Here is a 2,834-nt window from a genome sequence, read left to right on the forward strand (position 1 = left end):
CGTGTTCTCGCCTTTGAACTCCGGCATGGTCGCATGACCTTCCCTGGAAATGCCGGAGCGCTGTAAGACCCTCGCGAGGGTGCGGCAAAGGATGCGCAGGTCAAGCCACAAGCTCCAGTGCTCGACGTACCAGACGTCCAATTCGAGCTTCTGCGCCCAGTCGAGCGCGTTGCGCCCATTCACCTGCGCCCAACCGGTCATGCCAGGGCGGACCAGGTGGCGACGCGCCTGCCTGGGCGTGTATCGCGGCAAATAGCGGAGGAGCAGCGGGCGTGGGCCCACAAGGCTCAAGTCGCCGGCCAACACGTTCCAGAGCTGCGGCAGCTCATCGAGACTCGTCTGGCGCAGGATGCGGCCTAGACGCGTGAGCCGATGTTCATCGGTCGACCCACTGCCCTTGTCCTCCCCGCGCATGGTCCGGAACTTCAGCATCTCGAATGGCTTCCCGTTCAGGCCCGGCCGAGCCTGCCGGAACAGGATCGGCGGTCCATCGAGTCGCGCGACGAGAAACGCGATGGCGGCCAGGAGCGGGCTGAGCAAGAGGAAGGCCGCGAACGCGAAAGTGCGGTCGAACAGCGCCTTCAGGAAGCCCGGCAATCCGCGTTGCAATTGCGGAGCCTTGGGGAGGTGCTCCATGACAGAAAGATACCGCGCTGCGAGCGATGAACGTGTGGCGTTGGCACGCACCCACGCAAACCCCGAAGCTCCCATCCGGGTTCTCCCGGCGCGATCGTCCGTCAATTCCCGAATCGCAGCGGCGAGTTCGTCCGGCCTGTTCGGCGCAGCGAACACACCAGCTCGGGCGGTGTCTACGACAAGCTCTCTGGCGACTCCGTCGACAGCGAGAAGGACGGGTCGGGCGCATGCCATGTAGTCGAAGATCTTGTTCGGGTACACGGTGCGAAAGGTGGGATTGTCCTGGAGCACCGCGACCCCCACATCGGAGGCGGCGACGATCGCCGGCATGAGCGACTTTGGCCGGGGGCCATGAAACACAATGTTGCGCAAACCCTCCTGCCGCGCTCGCTCCTCGAGTTGCGCCCGCTGTGGACCCTCGCCCACGCACGCTATCAGGATGTCCTCTCGATCTGCCAGCAGCGCAGCAGCGTCGATGAGCTGTTCGAGAGCGTTGGCTCGGCCGTGTGCCCCCGCGTAGAGAAAGACGGTCCGTCCGCCCCATCCGAGCTCAGCGCGCATGGTCGTGCCTTCGGCGGAGGTCGAGAACATGTCCACGTCCGCGCCATTGGGGATCAAGGCGATCTTCCCCGCAGGCGCCAATCCGCGCCGCAAGAGGTCCTCGCGAAACGCCGGCGTGAGCACATTGATGCAGTCCGCAGTCCGGCAAGCCCAACGCTCTAATGCGTAAAGCCCACGCGCGAGAAGGGATCCGGCGGAGATGACACCGGTGGTAATTGCCCACAGATCCAGAATCTCGAAGATCAGCGGCGCCGGCCGCAAACGCAGCCGCGCGGCGATCCAAGCGGGCATGGGCACCAGGAGTGGCGGCGAAGTGGCGATCACGACGTCGGCGTCACGGTGTTGAAACGCGGCGGTCGCCGCCGAGAATGTGAATCCGGCAAAGCTGATCATGCGCCGGGCATAGCTGCGCGCGTAACCGCTTGGGGTGAAGCACCTCACTACTTCGACGGCGCCGTCCCATTCACGGGTGAGCCACCGATGGCGATAGCGATCGGGGATGTCACCGGAGGCATAGTCCGCGGTCCCTGCAACGACCGTAATTTGATGTCCCGCATCAGCCCAGAACCGCGCGAACTCATTGAAGCGGGACCCCCCGCCTCCGCTGGCAGTCAGGTAATGCTGATGGAAAACGAGGATCTTCACGGTACGACGATTCCTTCAATCCCGAGATCGAAGATCAGCTCCGTGTCGCCAGCATTCGCCACGGACCAACGGCGACCGATTACGGAGACACTCGGCACGCCGGGAGCAAGCACCGATACGAACGTTGCTGGCATCACGGTGCGCGCGCTCACCGCCAGCGAAGGCGCCGCCTGTTTCTCGAGGTAGCGTCGCGAGAACCATCCGCGAGGTGGATGTCCGCATCCACCGCAAACGTCGCCAGGAACGGGGGCTCCGTGGCCGTCGAGCACGGACACGGAGAATGGCCCCTCGGGCGTCTGGAGGAGAAGACCCCCGCGGGATGGTTCGGCGTCGAACGGATATGGGGCGCAGAGCCAGTGGACACGCACGTCGTGCTGTCCTGTCCCGCGCAACTGGTCGATCACGACGCAAAGCCCCGTCTTTGCGAGGAGCACAGCACGCCGATGCACGACCGCTCCATCGTACCGCTCGAACCCAAGGTGTTCGCCTATCGCCATGCGCCGACCGTTGCGTGCCTCGTACCGCAGCAATCTCGCAGGCGTGAGGTACACGCTGCTGAACCGGCGCTGCTGCACCATCTGGTCGCGGCCATCCACGGTGACAGTGTTGTGGCTGGCCGTGCCGTGGAGATGGTGATGCATCTTCTCGTCAGCGTAGCAGTAACTTCCTCCGTCGACGGCGATCGGGTGGCCGTGCCAGTAGAGATCGACGTGCAACATATCGAGTTGGCCGAAACGCTCGCGCACGGGCCCGCAGCGGAATGTCGCAAACGTGTCTTCATTCTCGGCCCGCAGCAAGTGATAGCCGCTCTCGAAGGACACAGACGCGCGCGTACGTCTCGCCCGCGATCCCTGCAATGCTGAGTCTCCGAAGAGCCAGATCGCGGGCTCATCCCATTTCCCCTGCGCGTACAAGCGCTCCCCTCTGGCAGCCACGCTCGCGGCCTGCAGAGAGGGACGGAAATCTGAAAATAAACAGGAAGACAAGACCAG

General features: G+C 64.1%; 2 protein-coding genes and 1 pseudogene (1 of these 3 running past the window's edge). 1 reads left to right on the plus strand and 2 read right to left on the minus strand.

The genetic code is table 11. The annotated features are described in order from the left end of the window. Positions 1 to 37, plus strand: a pseudogene (locus E6J58_24010) (hypothetical protein) (it extends 998 nt beyond the left edge of the window). Here E6J58_24010 and E6J58_24015 read toward each other — a convergent pair. After that, positions 1 to 1,842: glycosyltransferase (locus E6J58_24015; GenBank protein TMB31931.1), on the minus strand; the 1,842-nt coding region annotated here is incomplete at its 3' end. The pseudogene E6J58_24010 and the gene E6J58_24015 sit on opposite strands and share 37 nt — an antisense overlap. Next, positions 1,839 to 2,834 carry a hypothetical protein gene (locus E6J58_24020; protein TMB31932.1) on the minus strand — a complete coding sequence of 332 codons (996 nt, stop codon included), beginning with the start codon at positions 2,832 to 2,834 and terminating at the stop codon, positions 1,839 to 1,841. The genes E6J58_24015 and E6J58_24020, both read right to left, overlap by 4 nt.

Source organism: Deltaproteobacteria bacterium (genome assembly GCA_005879535.1).
In the GTDB taxonomy this organism is placed as follows: Bacteria; Myxococcota; Myxococcia; order Myxococcales; family 40CM-4-68-19; genus 40CM-4-68-19.